This is a genomic window from Vibrio sp. MMH1-50, assembly GCF_022347645.1.
Taxonomy (GTDB): Bacteria; Pseudomonadota; Gammaproteobacteria; order Enterobacterales; family Vibrionaceae; genus Vibrio; species Vibrio harveyi.
Genome location: NZ_JAKRGG010000093.1, coordinates 1 through 1,074, shown reverse-complemented (window position 1 = coordinate 1,074; position 1,074 = coordinate 1). Strand labels below are relative to the sequence as shown.

At 48.2% G+C, this 1,074-nt stretch carries 1 protein-coding gene; it reads left to right on the top strand.

Annotated features, from left to right (window positions below; genetic code table 11):
- Positions 1 to 1,074: cadherin-like domain-containing protein (locus MHO32_RS25710; protein ID WP_239215036.1), on the top strand; the 1,074-nt coding region annotated here is incomplete at both ends.

Genomic DNA, 1,074 nt, shown 5'->3' with positions numbered 1-1,074 from the left:
TTGATGTTCTGCCAATCAATGATGCTCCAGTATCGGGCAACTTGGCTTACAGTGTCGATGAAGACAATTCAATTACGCTTAGCCAAGAGCAGCTTCTTGCTCAAGCATCGGATGTAGAAGGCGACGCGCTAACCGCATCTAACCTAGTGGTTGACGGTGATGCAACGGTCACGGCTAACGACGATGGCAGCTTCACCATCACACCAGATGCGAACTTTAACGGTGACATTGATATCACGTTTGATATCAGTGATGGTTCTGACACCTTGGTCGCAACAGCAGATCTAACGGTTAATCCAGTTAACGACTTACCACAGCCAGAAGATCAAGCGTTTACCATTGGTGAAGATGGCGTCTTGCTGTTCACTGATGAAGATCTGCTTGATGGTGCAACGGATATCGATGGCGATAATCTATCGGTTGAAGGTGTCACTTACACAGGTGCAGACGGTGTCCTAACCGACAATGGTGATGGCACTTACAGTTTCGCGCCAAACGAAAACTTCAATGGCGACGTGAACTTTACCTTCGATGTTTCTGACGGCACGGATACCGTGACCGCGAATATCGATGTAAGCGTGACGCCAGAGAACGATCCACCAGTGGCAGGTAGCACGTCTTACACCGTACACGAAGACAACTCAATCACCATCAGCGATGAGCAATTACTAGCGAATTCGTCGGATATTGAAGGTGACGTATCTGTAGACAGCGTTAGCTACAGCGGCGCAGATGGCGTGTTCCAAGACAATGGTGATGGTACTTACACCTTCTCACCAAACGAAAACTTCAATGGCGATGTTAGCCTAGATGTTGTCGTGGTTGACGAGGACGGCGCGGTTGATACAACAACAGCGGGTATTACCGTTCTTGAGGTGAACGATCCACCAATCGCAGGAACAACCAGTTACACCATTGATGAAGATGAAGTCATCACCATCAGTGCAGAACAGTTGTTGGCGAACTCCTCCGATATTGAAGGTGAGGTAGCACTAGATAGCGTGAGCTACAGTGGCAGTGAAGGTATCTTTACCGACAATGGTGATGGTACGTTCAGCTTTGCACCAAACCAAA